The organism is Aliamphritea spongicola, from assembly GCF_017051665.1.
GTDB classification, from domain to species: domain Bacteria; phylum Pseudomonadota; class Gammaproteobacteria; order Pseudomonadales; family Balneatricaceae; genus Amphritea; species Amphritea spongicola.
Window position 1 is genome coordinate 284700 of sequence record NZ_JAFIDL010000003.1, and the last position, 16495, is coordinate 301194.

Here is a 16495-nt window from a genome sequence, read left to right on the forward strand (position 1 = left end):
TTCTCTGCAGGAAGGAAATTGATGGGCTACTGTGTAGAGCAGGACATCGTTGTGATGAATGCAGGCTACACGGAGCGCGTACATGAATGCAGACTTTCTGATGATTTTACTCGTGGTTGCGATGAGCGCAGGGTTTATTCTGGCGATCTTTAACCGCGGCCGTTCGGTTGGAAAAGTCACCAACGCCGAGCACGAGTATTTTACCCGTTTGTTTCTCCTGCCTGAGGGTGGGCATACCCGCTGGGAAGCGGAACAGGATGTGGTATCCGGTCTGGCTGACGGCGTGGTCAGTGTGGTGGCGGAGGATAATTATCAGTTGGTCTCTGAGGCCTATCCTTCAGATGCGGAAATTGCATTCAGTAAACGGTTTTTGGGCAATCTGAGTCTGTTGCTGCCCTATGCACAGGAAGGTGTTGCCCAGGGGTGGCAGACCTGGTTTCAGGAAACGCTGCCGGATGACTGGCAGCAGTATTTTATTGTTGATGGTTTTACCGTGCCGGTTGAAGGGGATATCGATAAGCCCTGGGAAATTACCCTCTACTGCGAGCGGGCAGAGCACTACTTCTGTGTATCGGTACGGGAAGGCCGTTCGAAATTATGCAGCATTGATGGCTGAAGGATTATGAATCTTTCTCCAGCCGTTTGCCCAGGCTGATCACCGGATCTTCCAGATAGCCGATGGCACGGTAAAAAGCGATGACTTCACGGTTCGTGTCCCTGATCTGCAGGTTGATCTTGGGGCAACCCATCTCCCGCAGACGTTTTTCAATGTTATCCATTAACTGCCGGGCGTAGCCTTTACGCTGTTGGTCAGGATGCACCGCAAGATAGTTTATCCAGCCCCGGTGGCCCTCATAGCCGCCCATGATGCTGGCAATAATATTGCCCTCACTGTCGCAGCCGACCAGAAATAGCTCCGGCTGTATGGTGAGCTTGCGGTGGATGTCTTTAGCCGGATCGTTCTGAGGCTTCACCAGCCCGCAGTCTGTCCACAGCTGAATCACCGATGGCTGATCAGCTGTGCGGAAAGGACGGATTTTCATAGGTTATCAACTCATTCCATTAAGCCGGGGGACTGTCAGTGGTGTCAGAAGTCCCGTTGCATGGGCTGGGAAATAATACCGGCACTTTCTTCCAGCTGTCCCGAGATATGAAAGCCATAGTGTTCGTAAGCGGGGATGGACGGAACCGATGCCCTGACGGTGACTGTATCCGCCTCGCGGTGTTCAAGTAGCGCTTTTACCAGTGCCTGTCCGATTCCCTTGCGCTGGAACTGTGGTTCAACAAAGAGTAAACCGATATGCCGCCCGGCCTTGATAGTCCCCAGTCCCACCACCTGATGTTCTTCTTCTGCGACCAGTAATAACGCACCGTCTTTCTGGTACTGCCGCAGTGAGTCAGCGGATACGATGTCCCTGAAACTTTCAATCCCATGGCGGGGCAGGGTATGGGCAACCGTGTCGAAAAATGCGGCCATAATCAGCTCGGAGGCATAGTCTGCTTCGCTGATATGCATGGGCCGTATGTTCATTGGATCGTCCTGTGATAATGGCTTTTAAATAAGTATTGTTCAGGGAGTAACCGGTGGCAACGTTGTCAGCGGTACAGCTCTTCAGGGCTGTATTTCAGTTCCAGTGGCTGCCGTTGTTTGCGGGTCAGGCCTTTGACGACCAGCCCGTAGGAGCGGTCGATCATGCGCTGAACTTCGCCGTCGGGCACGGAACCGTCGAGAATGACTGTATTCCAGTGGCGCTTATTCATGTGGTAACCGGCTTTAACCGCGGGGAAAATGTCCCGCAGCATCTGAGCTTCCTGTGGATCACATTTCAGGTTCATATGTGGGACGGGTGTGCCGTCATCGGCCTTATCCATCGACAGGGTCGCGAACATCTTGCCGCATATTTTGAAGACGGCAACATCCGGATAGAACGGAAAATCTTCAGCTGCTTCCGGACGGCCGAGCAGGTAATCGCGGGTTGTGTTGTAGTCCATCATGTCTGTGCTCCTGATTATTGCCTACATACTAACCCAGTCATATTCAGGCTGCACGGTTGCCGTTAACAGGCAAAAAATGCTGGCGGCTGATGAATATACCGGTTGTCGTATTCCTGCCTGTTTACGCCGTATTTCCTTTATGTATGCAGGGTTTTTCAGGGTATTTTCTTTGCTTTTTGTGACCTCTCTAAACGCTTAAGCGACACGCCTCCTGTGGCATCTTGCTTTGCTATTATTATTGAGGTATCTAGAAGCCTGTCAGCCCGGTGATGCCGGCTGACGAAAACGTTCTATGGCCTATTGCCGTTTTAATGCTGTGCTACAAGAGATAATTATAATGAAAATCGATGAGGCAATGATCGCTGAAGCCGACGGTGAACAGAAATCTGATGAGCAATTGATTGCTGAAGCAGAGATGACACCCTGCATGGGCGTGTGTGTTGCAGATGGCGATACCGGCTGGTGCTTCGGTTGCGGTCGTACACAAGTTGAAATTGATGACTGGCAGATGTTTGATGCTGCGAAAAAGACCACGCTTGAAACCGAGCTGAAGGGCCGGGTAACCGAGTTGCTGGAGCGTCGTAAGGCTGAACGTGCAGCCGGTGGTGCCAGTGGTCGCCGTGGCCGTAATCGCCGGTTAAAGGTGTAAATTTTCGCGTTTAATTTTTCGGTCACGATATTTTCTTTGCCAGTGATGCATGCCAGGGCATCACTGAGCGCAATCCGTTTTGTTTGAATTCCAGCACTGCGGCGGCTGTGTACAGCCGGAATTGTGGTGCGTCGGATGGACTATTTTTTCAGGGGTAAACTATGGCGTTTCGTTTAGGTATTGATACCGGTGGTACGTATACCGATGCGGTCATCATGAATGATCAGAATAAAATTGTGGCAACGTTTAAAAGCCTGACCACACGACATGATCTGACCATTGGTATCGGCAATGCCCTGTCCGGCCTGCCAAAAGAATATCTGACGGATGTTACCCTGATCGCGCTGTCTACCACCCTGACCACTAACTCTGTGGTGGAAGGCCACGGGGCGCCGGTTTGTGTGATGCTGCCGGGTTATACCCAGAGTCAGGTGGATAAGAGTGGCCTGATGGATATGGTCAGCGACGATGCCGCTCTGATTATGGCCGGTGGTCACGGGGCAACCGGTGACGAAGCTGAGCCTCTGGACCTTGAAGCGGCCCGGGAGTTTATTCTGGAGCAGCGGGACAAGGTTTCTGCGTTTGCGATTTCCAGTATGTTCGGTACCCGGAACGCCAGCCACGAGATTCAGTTACGGGATCTGGTGAATGAACTATCCGGTAAGCCGGTGGCCTGTGGTCACGAGCTTGCCAGCAGCCTGGGAGCACCTCAGCGGGCCCTGACAGCTGTACTGAATGCCCGGATGGTACCTTACATTCAGAAACTGATTACAGCTCTGAAGCAGATCGTTGGCGAGCATGAAATTGATGCGCCGCTGATGATCGTGAAAGGTGATGGCTCGCTGGTAAATACTCAGACCGCATTATTGCAGCCGGTAGCAACGGTATTATCCGGGCCGGCCGCCAGTGTGGTGGGGGCCTGTGCCTTAAGTGGCCTGAAGAATGCGGTTGTGGCGGATATGGGCGGCACGACCACCGATATCGCCATTGTGACCGACGGTAAGCCGGAGCTGTGTTCCGACGGTGCCCGTGTTGGCGACTGGCAGCCAATGGTTGAGGCGGTACGGATTTATGCCATTGGTCTGGGTGGCGACAGTGAGGTGGCATTCAGTACCAGTGAAGGCTTTGCGATCGGGCCGCGCCGGGTTGTGCCAATGTGTCTGCTGGGTAAAGAATACCCGTGGGTTAAAGAACGTTTGCTGCATCAGCTGAATGCCTATCCGAATGCCCGGAACAACCGCTTTGTGATGCGGTTGGAAAGTAACGAAGAGATGCTGTCTAACCTGACACCGGATGAGGCCTACGCCTGGGAACGTCTGGGTGAAGGCCCTATCGAGCTGGATGCGGCGGTGGAAGAAAACCGCCATCTGGCACGGGCGCTGGCGCGTCTGCAGCGGGCAGGTCTGGCGATTTACAGTGGCTTTACACCGTCCGATGCATCCCATGTACTGGGGCTGAGTGAGCACTGGTGTAAGGAAACTGCTGAGATTGCAGCCAAGATCTGGGCGAACCAGTTACGTAATCTTTATGGTATGGGCACCTGGCCGCCGGGGGATGCTCTGTCTCCGTGTCAGGAAGTGTATGAGCTGGTGATCAAGAAGATCAGTCATGTGCTGATTGAGTCCGGCCTGCATCAGACCGGTAAGATGAGCGGTGCCAAGGCGAAAAGCCTGGCTGGCCTGCTGGCTGACCTGGTACTGGACGGTAATAAAGAAGAGTCCAGCAATCCGCTGTTTAAAGTGGACTTTGCCAGCGGTTATCCGCTGGTGGCTGTGGGCGCACCGGCTGCCAGTTATTATCCGAGTGTGGCGAAAAAGATCGGTCTGGATCTGCACCTGCCGGAGCATGGCAATGTAGCCAATGCTGTCGGTGCGGTGATGGGATCTGTGGTACAGCGTGCCCATGTGACTATTTCTCAGCCGACGTTCGGGGTGTTCTGTCTGTACCATCAGGGTGAGCCTAAACGCTTCAGCGATCTTGAGAAAGCCGTTGCCTGTGCGGAAGAGCTGGTAACCGATTTGGCAACCCGCCTGGCGCAGGAAGCCGGTGCTGAGTCGATTGAAATATCCCTGAGCCGCAGTGATAACCATATTAAGCATGATATCGACGGGGAGCTGTTCCTGGATTGTGAGATTACCGCCACAGCCAGCGGCCGCCCTGACTGTAATGTGCTGGACCTGCCGGAATCACCGGAGGCCTGCAGCGCATAAATTCATCCGGCGTGAGGGCCGGCGGAGGTGCGTATGTCCGATCTGCAACAGCAGGTTGCTGAGCTTGGGTTGAAAATTCTCGGGGTGCTGGAGGTCGACGAAGAAGATCGGCTGCCGGCATTGCCCGGGGGATCTGTTGCCCGACAACTGTTACTGATTGGCAACGCCGGCCAGGAAATGTGGCCGGTGTTCAGCGCTTCTGCAGAATATGCTGACGGTGAGGATAATCCTCTGGACCGCTGGAGTCAGCGGGTTGCTGAGCAGCTTACTGACAAGTTCGATGTGACCCCGTTGTTTCCCTTTGGTGGCCCGCCGCACTGGCCGTTTGTCACCTGGGCGAAGCGTGCCCGGGCCTGCCACAGCTCGCCGCTGGGAATGGCGTTACATCCCCGATACGGGCTGTGGCATGCTTACCGTTTTGCCTTGCTGACGTCTGATGCTGAGGTGGTTTCTGCTGAAGTGACGACGGATGCGTTTGCTTCCGCAGCACCCTGTGGCGGCTGCGCAAAGCCCTGTCTCTCTGCTTGTCCGGTAGATGCATTTACCGGTCAGGAATATCTCTATAAAACCTGTGCTGAGTTTCTGGCCGCTGAGCCGGATCATCCCTGTAATCATTATGGTTGTGCGGCCCGTAGAGCGTGTCCGGTGGGGGAGGAGTATCTCTATCCTGCAGCGCAGGCGGCTTTTCATACTGAGGTCTTTGTGCGGGTAAATACCAACTGATCAGCCGTTCAGGTCGCACCTGATTCACTCCGGTTTCGCATCAGGAACAGATGCGGCTATACGCAGCCAGTATTCTGCAGGGAATACTGGTGTTTTAGGGAGGAATAGCAGTGAGTTATCAATTATACAGTGCGCCTGACAGTGCCAATCTTGTCATTCAGATGATTCTGGAACAGCTGGATGCACCCTATGAGCTTTGCTGGCTGAACCGGGGGCAGGGGGAGCACCGTCGCGAAAGTTACATGAAGCTTAATCCCCAGGGGCTGATTCCCACACTGGTGGACGGCGAACATGCCGTATTTGAAACTGCAGCCATTGCTCTGTATCTGGGGCAGAAATATGGCCGGCTGGTACCTGCGGCCGATGATGCCGTGGCGTACTCACGCTGTTTACAGTGGATGTTCTATCTTTCCAATACCTTGCATGCGGATCTGCGGGTGCAGTTTTATTCTGACCGTTACCGGCCTGAAGGAACCTCACCTGAGGATTTTCTGAGCAAAATCAGAGCACGAGTGTTCGGGCATTTTTCATTGCTGAATGATGAGTTACAGAAGCATGCTTCCGGAAGCTGGTTGCTGGGTGAAGAATTGTCGGTCTGTGATTTTTATCTGGCGGGTCTGGCACGCTGGTCAGCTCTGTATCCGCAAGGGCAGGCAATCGACTCAGAACAACTTCTCAGCCTGCCGGCGCTGAATAATTTCCTGACCCGTATGGAACAGTTTCCTGCGGTATCCAGAAGTATTGCTGATCAGTCGGTTTTCGGTGGCTTACTGCGTTATCCTGATCCGCCGGATTTGCCCCCGGCCATGATTACCGGCTGAGTTGATCGCCAGAGCCTGTCTTTGGGGCGGGCTGGTACAAAAGCGAAAAAATACAGTGGAAAACAGATGTTTGGATACAGCCGGGAGATCGATCGGGTAGTCGGTTGCAGATCATAAAGTGTCGCTTTTGCGCTGCTTTATTTCGTGCATTTTTCAGCCAAAAATGGGTGCGACTTTTTGTGTCGCTTTCCAGTAACTTTGTGTCGCGAAAATATTAGCAGCAGCACAGTTGTGAACCTACTCTTAGCCCTTATATTGCCGACTGATTTGCCTGTTTGAGTCACATGGCTATTTGCGAAGGTCGTTTTATGACACGAAAAAGCGTTTTTCTTGTCAGGATGCTACGCAGAAAATGTTACAAAATCGGGTCTTGGTTTTATCCTTAAAACAGGATGGCCGGAAACAGTTAACAGTACCGGAGCACCTGGCTCAGTACTGGGCAACATGAATATATAAATTCAGACCTCACAGAAGGTCTGATACATACTAAAAAACTAATGTTATTGGGGTTAGCTGAATGTCTGAAGAATACTATGATGATGAAGAACTTGATCTGTCCACGCTGCCCGATGATGAGCTGGTAGAACAGTGTCACGATGACCTGTACAACGGTCTGATGGAAGAAGTTGTTGAAGCAACTGAAATCTTCCTGGAGCGTGGCTGGGCCCCTGACCGCGTGCTGAACGAAGCACTGGTTGGTGGTATGACTATCGTCGGTATCGACTTCCGTGACGGCATTCTGTTCGTACCTGAAGTACTGTCTGCAGCAAACGCAATGAAGGGCGGCATGGCTATCCTGCGTCCTCTGCTGGCTGAAACCGGTGCTGAGTCTATTGGTAAAATGGTTATCGGTACCGTTAAGGGCGATATCCACGATATCGGTAAGAACCTGGTAGCGATGATGATGGAAGGTGCCGGTTTTGAAGTAATCGACATCGGTATCAACATCCCTGTAGAAGATTACCTGGCCGCTCTGGAAGAGCATAAGCCGGATATCCTGGGTATGTCTGCACTGCTGACTACTACCATGCCTTACATGAAAGTCGTTATCGACACCATGAAAGAGAAAGGCATCCGTGACGACTACATCGTACTGGTAGGCGGCGCGCCACTGAACCAGGAATTCGGCGATGCAGTAGGTGCATGTGGTTACTGCCGTGACGCAGCGGTTGCTGTTGATATGGCTAAAGAGATGGTTGCGGCACGTCGCGCAGCTTAATCTCGAAGAAGTAAAAAACTGCCGGAGGGCTTTGCGATGCGGACGAGAAGGACCAGTCGTAGGCCAGCGAGACGGACTAACCGGGTTGACGATTTTACCAGTTCATTTGAAAAGGTAATTGAAACCAGCGCCAACCAGCCAGACGCACCGGCAGTTGTTATTACCTGTTCCGCCCTGCTCAGGGAAATCACAATGATTTCCAAAGCAAATGGCTGGGAACATCTGCAACCGCAGTGTATTACTGCAGAGTTGCATAACTACCCCGAGCAGATTACCGGGGCGGTTAAACACCTGATCGATATTGCCAAGTCAAAAGATCAGGAGATCTTCGTTGCTTATGGTGACTGTGGTACCGGCGGACAGCTGGATGCCATGCTGGAAGCAGAAGGGGTTGAACGGGTGCCGGGAAGTCATTGCTACGAGTTCTTCAGTGGCGGTGAGGTCTTCGAGCAATTTAATGAAGCGGAACTGGGTACGTTTTACCTGACCGACTTTCTTACCCGTCATTTTGACCGGTTAGTGATCCGCGGCATGGGGCTTGAAGACAAGCCTGAACTGATGCCGATGTACTTCGGACACTACAAAAAACTCCTCTATATTGCCCAGACAAACGATCCCAAGCTGCAGGAGATGGCCAGGCAGGCGGCTGATAAGCTGGGTCTGGAATACGAATATTATTATGGCGGCACCGGTGTTCTGGGTGACGCACTGCTAAGCTTTAACCAGCGTATCGCGGTGGAGCTGAAAGATTAACTGCCTGGTTCCGTATAGGAGTCTGGCTGGCCGGTTCTGAATAAACCGGCTGAATGGCAGGTAGCCAAAAGCTGCTTGCTGATCGTGTGAATGATGCCGTAATTTCGGCTTTACAATAAACTGTCGGGCATTTTTTGATGGCGAGGCGCCCGGACCTGACAGTCTAAAAATTATCCCAGGAGATATTTGCAAGATGACCGATACTATTATCAGTTCCGCTACCCGAGAAGCCGTCATCGGTTTCGAGCGCCCGTTCACTATCATCGGTGAGCGCATCAACCCGACCGGTCGTAAAGTCCTGGCTGCGGAAATGAAAGAAGGTGACTACAGCCGTGTAGAAGCTGATGCGAAAGCTCAGATCGCTGCCGGTGCTCACATTCTGGACGTAAACGCAGGTATCCCTCTGGCAGACGAACCGAAGATTCTGGCTGAAATTATCCAGCTGATTCAGGGTTTCACTGACATGCCACTGTGTATCGACTCTTCTATCGTTGAAGCGCTGGAAGCCGGCCTGAACGTATACCAGGGTAAGGCGCTGGTTAACTCTGTAACCGGTGAAGACGAGCAGATGGAGCGTGTACTGCCGCTGGTTAAGAAGCACGGTGCAGCTGTTGTTGCTATCTCTAACGACGAAACCGGTATCTCTCAGGATCCTGATGTACGTTTCGACGTTGCTAAGAAGATCGTTGAGCGCGCTGCTGATTACGGCATCCCTGCATGCGACGTTGTTGTTGACCCGCTGGTTATGCCAATCGGTGCAATCAACTCTTCCGGTCTGCAGGTATTTAAACTGATCCACCGTCTGCGTACTGAGCTGAAAGTAAACACCACTTGTGGTGCATCTAACATCTCTTTCGGTCTGCCTAACCGTGACGGCATCAATGGCGCGTTCCTGTCTATGGCTATCCAGGCGGGTATGACCTCTGCGATTGCTAACCCAATGCACACTGAAGTTATCGCTGCTACTCTGGGCGCTGACGTAATGATGGGCCGTGACCCTGACTGCATGAACTGGATCCAGCGTTTCCGTGAAGCGCCTGCTGAAGGTGAAGGTCGTGGTCGTCGTGCCGGTGGTCGCCGTCGCCGTGCCTAATGTAGAGAAGACCGCTGAGATGGCCACGGTAGTATTTACCCCTACCGGGCTGCGCGGCGAGTTTCCTACCGGAACTTCAATCCTCCAGGCTGCTCAGCAGCTTGGGGTTGATCTGGAGTCAAGCTGTGGCGGCCGTGGTATCTGCGGCCGCTGTCAGATTCAACAGAGTGTCGGCGAGTTCTCCAAGCACGGCATCTCTTCTTTGGCGGAAAATATTACCCCGCCATCTCAGGTTGAAACCGAGAAGCGAAAGTTCCAGAAGATGTTGCTGAAAGGCCGTCGTCTGGGCTGTTCAGCACAAATTCTTGGCGATATGGTTATTGATGTACCATCTGAGAGCCAGATGCACCAACAGCATATCGTAAAAGAAGCCGCTAACATCGACATTCGCCTCGATCCGGCAGTGAAACTTTATACCCTGACTGTTACCCCTCCGAATATGCACGAACCTGCCTCTGATCTGCGCCGTTTGCAGCAGGGCCTGTTCGAACAGTTCGATGTTCCGCATGCCAATGCTGAACTGGCTGTGATTCAGCAGCTGCAACCTGCCCTGGAAAGCGAAACCCGTGAAATCACCGTGGCGGTACACCACCACGATGACGAACAGGCGGATATCATCGCTGTCTGGAAAGGTAAGAAAGAAAAAATTTATGGCCTGGCTGTCGACCTGGGCTCCACCACTGTGGCTGCACATATGTGTGATATGACCACCGGTGATGTGGTGTCTTCAGCGTCGGTAATGAACCCTCAGATCCGTTTCGGCGAAGATCTGATGAGCCGGGTTTCCTACGTGATGATGAATGAAGGTGGTGATAAAGACATGTGCCGGGTGGTACGTGAAGCTTTATCCGAACTGGCGGCGCAGGCGGCGAAGAAAGCCGGCGTACCGGTGGAAGATCTGCTGGAAATTACCATCGTCTGTAACCCGATTATGCACCACCTGTTGCTGGGTATTGATCCGACTCCGTTAGGTTCGGCGCCATTCGCGCTGGCCACTGACTGGGCGGTTTCCCTGAAAGCAGCAGAGCTGGATCTGGAAATGCATCCGCAGGCGCGGGCGTTTGTCCTGCCGTGTATCGCGGGCCACATTGGTGCAGATACCGCCGGTGTTATTCTGGCCGAGCGTCCGGATCTGGTTGACGACGTTACCCTGCTGGTTGACGTGGGTACCAATGCTGAAATCGTACTGGGCAACAAAGACCGTCTGCTGGCTGCTTCCAGCCCGACAGGCCCTGCCTTTGAAGGTGCGCAGATCAGCTGTGGTCAGCGTGCGGCATCCGGTGCAATTGAACGTGTACGTATCGATCCTGAAACTCTGGAGCCACGCTTCCGGGTAATCGGCAGCGAGCTGTGGTCCGATGAAGAAGGTTTTGCTGAAAGTGTCGCAAAGACCGGGGTAACCGGTATCTGTGGCTCCGGCATTATCGAAGTCATCGCCGAAATGTTCCTGGCGGGTATTCTGGATGTGAACGGTGTGGTTGATCCGGCAATGGCTGAAAAGTCACCGCGGATTATTGCTGAAGGCCGTACATATTCTTATGTACTGTTTGAAGGCGAGAAGACCCTGGCGATTACCCAGAATGACGTGCGGGCAATTCAGCTGGCGAAAGCTGCGCTGTATGCCGGTATCCGTCTGCTGATGGATCACTTCGGTGTGAAGACCGTGGATAAGATCGGCCTGGCCGGTGCGTTCGGTTCACACATCGACGTTAAGTACGCCATGATCCTGGGTCTGATCCCTGACTGTGATCTGGAAAACGTTGGCCCGATCGGTAACGCTGCCGGCACCGGTGCGCGTATTGCGCTGCTGGACCGTTTCAAGCGTGATGAAATCGAGCGGGTACTGCGTCGCGTTGAGAAGATCGAAACCGCGCTGGAAGCTAAATTCCAGGATCACTTCGTTGCAGCCATGGCATTGCCACACGGCAGCGATGATTTTGCTGAGTTGAGCAAGGCAGTTAATCTGCCTGAGCGTAAGGTGGTTGACACCCAGGCAGCCGGTGGCGGGCGTTCCCGTGGCCGTCGCCGGGCAAGGCCCCGTCCGGCAGCAGAAGCTGAGTGATCATACAGATAACAAGTCTGTAACAGAAAACGCCGTCCGTTAAGACGGCGTTTTTTTTGGTTTGGTGATATTAATAGGATATTGAGTTTTTAGTTAAACCTGTGATGATGCACAGAAACAGTTGTTGCTGGTAACGTGCTGATTTTAGTAAGGAGGCTGAATTGTTAAGGTTAATAAAATATTTAGTATGTGTTCTGTGCGTTGTTGCCGGAGTAAGTGTTGCTGATGACTATCCGCAAGTTTCTGTAGATAAGTTACGACAGGAAATTGCAGAGCCGGTTAAGGTGAATATGAATGAAGTTCCCCGGGGGATGGCTATATTCCTGGATTGGGCCGGCACTTATCCTATGATTTTACACCGGACAGAGGAAGATCTGCGTAATCTGCGGAAAGCTGATTTTGCTTTGTTGGCTGACGATCAGGACCTTTGGTCAGAAGAGTCTATCCTTAACAGTATTTTTTCGTATCGGACGTTGTTGCGTGCCCGGTTGTACAAGCAGGGGTTGGCGCTGGCTAAATCGAGGGCCTTTCGCTCGCTGGATGAAAACTATCTGGTGGTTTCAACCGTTAGCCCACTCACAGGTTGTAACTTATTGTATAAAACTGGTAGTGAACCGGAAGGTGCGATTTTTACGGATCCGTGTTCATCTACATACTTTGATGCGGCCGGGCGGGTGCTTAAAGGGACTTTGGGAGGGCTTTTTGAAGCGGACCCTGAGCGAAAAGCGAAATATAACCTGAGAGTCCTGCCACATAAAGTGACGGAAGATAATCTTATCTTGCTGGGAGAGCTTGATCCTGATGAACTGCCGGAAATTAAGCCGGATCTTCAGTCTACATATGCCCAGGCTACAGGGTTTCGACAGCTGGCTGTAGCTGCGGGTTTTAATGATGTTGATAAGGTAAGAACCTTGTTAAAACTGGGCATCAATCCGAACAGGCGATCCGGAGAAGAAGAGCCGCTATACAATGCGGTTCTGGGTGGTTCGACAGAGCTGGTGCGCATGTTATTAGAAGCGGGAGCCAGACCTGGTGGTGAATATATTAAAGATGCGGCTGAAGCAGCTGAGCGAGTGGATGTGCTTAGGCTGTTGGAAACTTACGCTTTACAGTGAGGCATTGAGCTGATGTTCTATGACTGTCGCTATTGATAAAGTGGAAGTGTATAGCTGAGGTTTAAGATGCCGGTGGTATCTTAAACTGAGTGAGTTTGCAGAAAACGCCGTCCGTTAAGACGGCGTTTTTTTGTCTGTTATAAAGTGTTGCAGCTACAAACAGACGTGGTATGGGTAAACGGATCAGTCGAAAAGTTGTCAGGGTATGCGGATATAACGATGAATGAGAGAAATAAGATGACGTTTCGGACAGGTTTTCTGGTTGGGTTACTGGCGCTCATGCTGAGCGGCTGCAGTAACGGTGAGAGCTCAATGGAAGTCACCGCGACTGCTTACACCTCTACACCCGGAGAAACCGACAGTACGCCTTCTCTGGCTGCCTGGGGGGATACTTTAAAACCCGGCATGAAGTCTATTGCGGTATCCCGTGATTTAATCGCAGCGGGGCTTACGCATAATACAAAAGTGAGAATAGAGGGCCTTGAAGGGGAATACCGGGTGCTGGATAAAATGAACCAGCGCTGGGTGAAAAAGATCGATATCTATATGGGTGAAGACCGGAATAAAGCCCTGCAATGGGGTAAGCGGAAAGTGACGATCTATTGGATCAAAGATGAATAAAGAATCTTTCTGAGAGATCGTAACAGGAAGTTTGCGTTGCGGGGAAGAATAAGAAAAATTTCGGACGTCCTGTCCGGTAGATCAGTTCCGTTGAGAGAGATTACTTACTGTTGCTGGCCTGTTTCAAATGGCGCTCGCCCCGTGGCGGAATGCCAAAGAAATCCCGGTAGCACTTACTGAAGTGCGGCGCAGATACGAAGCCGCAGGCCAGAGATACATCCACAATGGATTTATCGGTCTGGAGCAACAGGCGGCGAGCGCAGTTCAGGCGCAGGTCCATGTAGTAACGGGTAGGAACGCAATTCAGGTGCTTCTGGAACAGACGCTCAAGCTGACGGCGAGATATGCCCACCAGCTTGGCCAGTTCATCGACGCTCATCGGTTCTTCGATGTTTGCTTCCATCAGGGTAACCGCTTCGATCAGTTTAGGCTGACCGGAACCCAGGTGGGCCTGCAGCGGAGTACGCTGGCGGTCATGCCGGCCACGGATGCGGTCACACATAAACTGTTCAGAAATGTTGGCTGAAAGTTTACTGCCCTGGGAGTCGGCGATCAGTTTCAGCATCATGTCCATTGGTGCACTGCCGCCGGCGCAGGTGAAACGGTCACGGTCAATTTCGTACAGCTCATCGCTGATCTGCATTTGCTGAAATTCTTCCCGCATACTGGCAATGTTTTCCCAGTGCACGGTGCCGCGATAACCATCCATCAGGCCGGAGCGTGCCAGCAGGTATGTACCGGTACACAGGCCACCCAGGATGACTTTTTTACGGGCCAGGTTGTGCAGAACCTTTTGAATATCAGTGTTGTACACACCGTTTACATCCACCCCTGAGCAGACAAACACAATGTCCAGTTCAGGGATGTCGTTAAAACTGCAGTCGGCTGCCAGCATCAGGTCGTTGCTGGCGGGTTCCGGATTGCCGTCGGCAGTAATAATGGTCCACGTAAACAGGTTTTTGCCCAGCAGGCGGTTCGCCATGCGTAAGGGTTCGATTGCAGAACTGATAGCAATCATTGAATATTTGGATACCAACAAGAAGCCGAAACGGGTAAGTGTGTCGGGGTATTGTTCAGACGTCATGCGTGCCTCTCTAACCGAACAAGTCAAATTGTTGCTATTCCCCAGTATGGCTTAAAAAGCCACATTTTGTTTTATTTGGTATGTAGGCTGGGGAAGGCGGTGCGCTAGTATTATCTTTTGTTTCACCCTTGTCGACGGGGTGGCGCGTTTAGGCAAGTTAACTATGTTTTGCCGGTCAGATGCAACAAAAAACGACATCTGTGAGGTAAGACTTTTTAATGAGGCTATGCGAAAAACTGCAGGCAAACTAGCTGTTTAGTTTTTACTGTGCCGGAGATATAAAAACGCCGCGCGAGTCGGTGACCGGCGCGGCGTTGGCAGCAATTGCCTGAGACGGTTGCTTAGATGTTAGAGTCCGGGAACTCAGCCTTACGGCGTTCGATGTACTCAATCAGTGCCTGGTCAATTGCAGGATCCAGTTCAGGTGCCTGGTATTCAGACAGCTGCTTCTTCCAGTAAGCGTTGGCACGCTGTTCCATGGTCTTGGAACCTTCAGATTCCCACTGCTCGAAGCTGTTGTTATCGGTCAGCGGAGACAGGTAGAACGCAGTCTTGAAGTTAGCCTGAGTGTGTGAGCAGCCCAGGAAGTGGTTACCCGGACCTACTTCGCGGATAGCGTCCAGGGCCTGACCGTTTTCAGACAGATCCACACCTTTCAGCAGGGTGCACATCATGCCAGCCTGGTCGGCATCCATAACGAATTTCTCGTAACCCATTGCCAGACCGCCTTCCAGCCAGCCTGCAGTGTGCAGTGCAAAGTTAACACCTGCCAGAGTAGTCGGCACCAGGGTGTTAGCTGCTTCTGCTGCTGCCTGAGCATCAGGGATCTTGGAACCGCAGAAACCACCACCGGAACGGAACGGTACACCCAGACGACGTGCCAGGTTAGCCATTACGTACAGTACCAGTGCCGGTTCAGGTGTACCGAAGGTTGGTGCGCCTGACTGCATAGAGATAGAGCTTGCGAAGCTACCCATAACAACCGGCGCACCCGGTGCTACCAGCTGTACGAAAGCCATACCGGCCATTGCTTCAGCCAGAGTCTGTGCCGCAGTACCGGCAACAGTTACCGGAGACATTGCACCGGCCAGGATGAACGGTGTTACAACACATGCCTGGTTGTTACGTGCGTATACCTTAGCAGCACCCAGCATGGTGTCGTCGAAGGTCATTGGCGAGTTTGCGTTGATCAGGCTGGTCATGAAGGTCTTTGGCTTGCCGTTTTCATCGTAGAAATCGTCGCCAAACAGGATCTTACACATATCAACACTGTCCTGAGCACGTTCAGGGGCAGTTACAGAACCCATGAATGGCTTGTCGGAGTATTTCATGTGTGAGTACAGCATGTCGAAGTGACGCTTGTTTACCGGCAGGTCAACAGGCTCACAGATAGTACCGCCGGACAGGTGCAGACTTGGTGCCATGTAGGCCAGCTTTACGAAGTTCTGGAAATCTTCGATGGTCGCGTAACGACGGCCTTTATCCATGTCGTATACGAACGGAGAGCCGTAAGCAGGAACGAATGCAGTGTTCTTACCGCCAACCACTACGTTACGGGCAGGGTTACGTGCATGGTGAACGTATTCACTCGGAGCAGATGCCTGGATGATTGAACGACACATACCGCGAGGGAACTTAACCAGTTCACCTTCAACAGTGGCACCGGCATCACGCCAGATCTGCAGCGCTTCTTCATCATCGCGGAATTCAATACCCACTTCTTCCAGGATGGTTTCAGCATTGGCTTCGATCAGCGCCAGGCCTTCTTCATCAAGCACTTCGTAGTAAGGAATGTTACGGGTGATGTACGGTACGATCTCTGCCGGAGCACCTCCTGCAGCACGACGACCCGCACGGCCTCCACCACGACGACTTTTACGTGCTTTAACTGGGCCTTCTGAATCGCTCATGTATTTACTCCAAATTCGGATTATGCTGGATTACGTGGGCTGGCATACCCTGTCCGTGATGATGCATTAGGGCGGGTTATGTCAGCTATCTAGAAATTTCATATCTTAAGCGGGAGTATGGTTTGCGGCCCGGTTACGGGCTGACCTGATCGCGACATGCTCGTGTTTGAGCGCGTCATTGTCTATCCCACAGACGACCATGAGTAGCACTATTACGAAATAAAATGACCGTTCAAAGGC

General features: G+C 52.3%; 16 protein-coding genes. 11 read left to right on the forward strand and 5 right to left on the reverse strand.

Annotated elements, in window-relative coordinates:
- The first annotated feature begins 82 nt into the window (after positions 1-82).
- Positions 83-616 (forward strand): hypothetical protein, encoded by a 534-nt coding sequence (locus JYB63_RS11300; RefSeq protein WP_205657964.1) that lies wholly within the window; start codon positions 83-85, stop codon positions 614-616.
- A gap of 4 nt (positions 617-620) precedes the next feature.
- Here the strand turns inward: JYB63_RS11300 and JYB63_RS11305 are convergent, their stop codons facing one another.
- The 3 genes from JYB63_RS11305 to JYB63_RS11315 all read right to left on the reverse strand — a co-directional run bounded on the left by JYB63_RS11305 (position 621) and on the right by JYB63_RS11315 (position 1992).
- Positions 621-1043 carry a GNAT family acetyltransferase gene (locus JYB63_RS11305; protein WP_205657965.1) on the reverse strand — a complete coding sequence of 141 codons (423 nt, stop codon included), beginning with the start codon at positions 1041-1043 and terminating at the stop codon, positions 621-623.
- 44 nt (positions 1044-1087) lie between these two features.
- Complete coding sequence (locus tag JYB63_RS11310) at positions 1088-1531, reverse strand: GNAT family N-acetyltransferase (RefSeq protein WP_205657966.1); 444 nt, start codon at positions 1529-1531, stop codon at positions 1088-1090.
- Between the two features lie 65 nt (positions 1532-1596).
- Positions 1597-1992, reverse strand: coding sequence for an MmcQ/YjbR family DNA-binding protein (locus JYB63_RS11315; protein WP_205658370.1), 396 nt, complete (start codon positions 1990-1992; stop codon positions 1597-1599).
- A gap of 340 nt (positions 1993-2332) precedes the next feature.
- Here JYB63_RS11315 and JYB63_RS11320 point away from each other — a divergent pair, with 340 nt between their 5' ends.
- From JYB63_RS11320 to JYB63_RS11365, 10 genes are all read left to right on the forward strand, one after another.
- A complete protein-coding gene (locus tag JYB63_RS11320) occupies positions 2333-2644 on the forward strand; it encodes a DUF1289 domain-containing protein (protein ID WP_243431939.1) in 312 nt (103 codons plus the stop codon).
- Between the two features lie 161 nt (positions 2645-2805).
- Positions 2806-4854, forward strand: coding sequence for a hydantoinase/oxoprolinase N-terminal domain-containing protein (locus tag JYB63_RS11325; RefSeq protein ID WP_205657967.1), 2049 nt, complete (start codon positions 2806-2808; stop codon positions 4852-4854).
- A 33-nt stretch (positions 4855-4887) separates the two neighbouring features.
- Complete coding sequence (locus tag JYB63_RS11330; protein ID WP_205657968.1) at positions 4888-5577, forward strand: 4Fe-4S dicluster domain-containing protein; 690 nt, start codon at positions 4888-4890, stop codon at positions 5575-5577.
- 110 nt (positions 5578-5687) lie between these two features.
- Positions 5688-6398, forward strand: a complete 711-nt coding sequence (locus tag JYB63_RS11335; protein ID WP_205657969.1) for a glutathione S-transferase N-terminal domain-containing protein — start codon at positions 5688-5690, stop codon at positions 6396-6398.
- Between the two features lie 517 nt (positions 6399-6915).
- Positions 6916-7617 (forward strand): cobalamin B12-binding domain-containing protein, encoded by a 702-nt coding sequence (locus tag JYB63_RS11340; protein ID WP_205657970.1) that lies wholly within the window; start codon positions 6916-6918, stop codon positions 7615-7617.
- 192 nt (positions 7618-7809) lie between these two features.
- Positions 7810-8370 carry a DUF1638 domain-containing protein gene (locus JYB63_RS11345; protein ID WP_243431940.1) on the forward strand — a complete coding sequence of 187 codons (561 nt, stop codon included), beginning with the start codon at positions 7810-7812 and terminating at the stop codon, positions 8368-8370.
- Between the two features lie 193 nt (positions 8371-8563).
- A complete protein-coding gene (locus JYB63_RS11350; protein WP_205657972.1) occupies positions 8564-9463 on the forward strand; it encodes a dihydropteroate synthase in 900 nt (299 codons plus the stop codon).
- On the forward strand, positions 9399-11525 hold the full coding sequence (locus tag JYB63_RS11355; protein ID WP_336510876.1) for an ASKHA domain-containing protein: 2127 nt from the start codon (positions 9399-9401) through the stop codon (positions 11523-11525). Before JYB63_RS11350 ends, JYB63_RS11355 begins: the two co-directional genes overlap by 65 nt.
- A gap of 161 nt (positions 11526-11686) precedes the next feature.
- The gene (locus JYB63_RS11360) at positions 11687-12640 is read left to right on the forward strand and encodes an ankyrin repeat domain-containing protein (protein ID WP_205657973.1); all 954 of its coding nucleotides are present in this window, start codon (positions 11687-11689) and stop codon (positions 12638-12640) included.
- Between the two features lie 237 nt (positions 12641-12877).
- Positions 12878-13261 (forward strand): 3D domain-containing protein, encoded by a 384-nt coding sequence (locus tag JYB63_RS11365; protein ID WP_243431941.1) that lies wholly within the window; start codon positions 12878-12880, stop codon positions 13259-13261.
- 100 nt (positions 13262-13361) lie between these two features.
- Here JYB63_RS11365 and JYB63_RS11370 read toward each other — a convergent pair whose 3' ends face one another.
- Both JYB63_RS11370 and JYB63_RS11375 read right to left on the reverse strand, forming a co-directional pair.
- Complete coding sequence (locus tag JYB63_RS11370; RefSeq protein WP_205657975.1) at positions 13362-14345, reverse strand: GlxA family transcriptional regulator; 984 nt, start codon at positions 14343-14345, stop codon at positions 13362-13364.
- A gap of 341 nt (positions 14346-14686) precedes the next feature.
- Positions 14687-16255: a trimethylamine methyltransferase family protein gene (locus JYB63_RS11375; protein ID WP_205657976.1), complete on the reverse strand. Its 1569-nt coding sequence runs from the start codon at positions 16253-16255 to the stop codon at positions 14687-14689.
- Positions 16256-16495: the final 240 nt, after the last annotated feature.

Coding starts and splice junctions, on each gene's coding strand:
- JYB63_RS11300 (WP_205657964.1), top strand. CDS start 83: ATGAATGCAGACTTTCTGATGATTTTACTCGTGGTTGCGATGAGCGCA.
- JYB63_RS11305 (WP_205657965.1), bottom strand. CDS start 1,043: ATGAAAATCCGTCCTTTCCGCACAGCTGATCAGCCATCGGTGATTCAG.
- JYB63_RS11310 (WP_205657966.1), bottom strand. CDS start 1,531: ATGAACATACGGCCCATGCATATCAGCGAAGCAGACTATGCCTCCGAG.
- JYB63_RS11315 (WP_205658370.1), bottom strand. CDS start 1,992: ATGGACTACAACACAACCCGCGATTACCTGCTCGGCCGTCCGGAAGCA.
- JYB63_RS11320 (WP_243431939.1), top strand. CDS start 2,333: ATGAAAATCGATGAGGCAATGATCGCTGAAGCCGACGGTGAACAGAAA.
- JYB63_RS11325 (WP_205657967.1), top strand. CDS start 2,806: ATGGCGTTTCGTTTAGGTATTGATACCGGTGGTACGTATACCGATGCG.
- JYB63_RS11330 (WP_205657968.1), top strand. CDS start 4,888: ATGTCCGATCTGCAACAGCAGGTTGCTGAGCTTGGGTTGAAAATTCTC.
- JYB63_RS11340 (WP_205657970.1), top strand. CDS start 6,916: ATGTCTGAAGAATACTATGATGATGAAGAACTTGATCTGTCCACGCTG.
- JYB63_RS11345 (WP_243431940.1), top strand. CDS start 7,810: ATGATTTCCAAAGCAAATGGCTGGGAACATCTGCAACCGCAGTGTATT.
- JYB63_RS11350 (WP_205657972.1), top strand. CDS start 8,564: ATGACCGATACTATTATCAGTTCCGCTACCCGAGAAGCCGTCATCGGT.
- JYB63_RS11365 (WP_243431941.1), top strand. CDS start 12,878: ATGACGTTTCGGACAGGTTTTCTGGTTGGGTTACTGGCGCTCATGCTG.
- JYB63_RS11370 (WP_205657975.1), bottom strand. CDS start 14,345: ATGACGTCTGAACAATACCCCGACACACTTACCCGTTTCGGCTTCTTG.
- JYB63_RS11375 (WP_205657976.1), bottom strand. CDS start 16,255: ATGAGCGATTCAGAAGGCCCAGTTAAAGCACGTAAAAGTCGTCGTGGT.